Source organism: Paenibacillus sp. P46E, from assembly GCF_001909095.1.
Classification (GTDB): domain Bacteria; phylum Bacillota; class Bacilli; order Paenibacillales; family Paenibacillaceae; genus Paenibacillus_AQ; species Paenibacillus_AQ helianthi.
In genome coordinates, this window is sequence record NZ_LVYZ01000116.1 from 1 (window position 1) to 1,199 (window position 1,199).

2 protein-coding genes are annotated in these 1,199 nt (G+C 32.1%); both read left to right on the forward strand.

Features of this window, described 5'->3' with window-relative positions; translation table 11 throughout:
- Positions 1 to 43 precede the first annotated feature (43 nt).
- On the forward strand, positions 44 to 670 hold the full coding sequence (locus A3849_RS31945) for a GT-D fold domain-containing glycosyltransferase (protein WP_074115057.1): 627 nt from the start codon (positions 44 to 46) through the stop codon (positions 668 to 670).
- Positions 671 to 672: 2 nt separating this feature from the next.
- On the forward strand, positions 673 to 1,199 hold a 527-nt coding region (locus A3849_RS31950; protein ID WP_483874383.1), incomplete at its 3' end, for a polysaccharide biosynthesis protein.

Here is a 1,199-nt window from a genome sequence, read left to right on the forward strand (position 1 = left end):
CTTTCAGGGGATGCTATAATACCCAAATATTGTTCATAACAATTTGGCAAATGCCCCATATCAAAAGCCTAGTGATAAACTAACCACTCGCTTAAAAGAAATCTTAAGTTATAACGGTAAGGAAAATATTGTTGTTTGCATTCCACCATTCAATTCAAAATATAATAATATAAAAAACTTTTTTGGGAAACTCTCTTTTTGGGAGTGGTATTGGTTGAAAAAATACGACAAAATTGGCCCTCTTTTAGTGAAAACTATGTATGGAAATTCCTTTGTTTCGAGAGATGCTGTTTTTTACGAAAACGACATTGATGCTATTAGGAAAATATGGCATTCGAGGGAAGTTGTGTTTGTTTACGGAAGGGGGGGGAGATTTGATACTGAGAGTCCATTGTTTAATAACGTTATTAGTAAAAAGTCAATTCTCGTTTCACCTACTAATGCATTTGAAGACTATGAGGATATTCTCAAGAAATGCCTCATAGAAAATAAGGATAGTCTATTTCTAATTGCTGCAGGTCCAACTGCTACAGTTTTAGCTTTTGATCTATGTATAGAAGGTTTTCAAGCTCTTGATATGGGGCATTTGCCAAATTGTTATGAACAATATTTGGGTATTATAGCATCCCCTGAAAGTTTGCCATTAATCAAACAAAATACAAGGGGATAAAGATGAGAGTTAATAATTCACTGAAAAATATATACACTGGAATTTTGTTGCAATTTGTTGCAATTGGACTGAATATTTTTTCCAGAAAAGTTTTTTTGGATTATATGGGTGTTGAGGTTCTAGGGATACATGGTGTTTTAACAAATATAATATCCATGTTAGGCCTAGTGGAAATGGGGATTGGTATTGCAATTTCCTACAGCTTATATAAACCATTAAGTGAAAATAATCAAGATCAAGTAAAAGCTATCATTAATCTTTATGCGAAGTTTTATAAATATGTTGCGCTTGCAGTATTAGTTATAGGATTGATAGTATTACCATTCACGAATAAAATAGTCGAGACTAGTTATACTGCTTCCTATATTAGAATAATATTTTTGATTTTATTAATTGATGCAATGCTGTCTTATTTCTTGGCATATAGGAGAACCTTGTTAATAGCTGACCAAAAAGGATCCACTCTTAATAAATTAACGATAATATATTCAATTGTACTGACGTTTACACAGGTATGTGTAGTGTATCT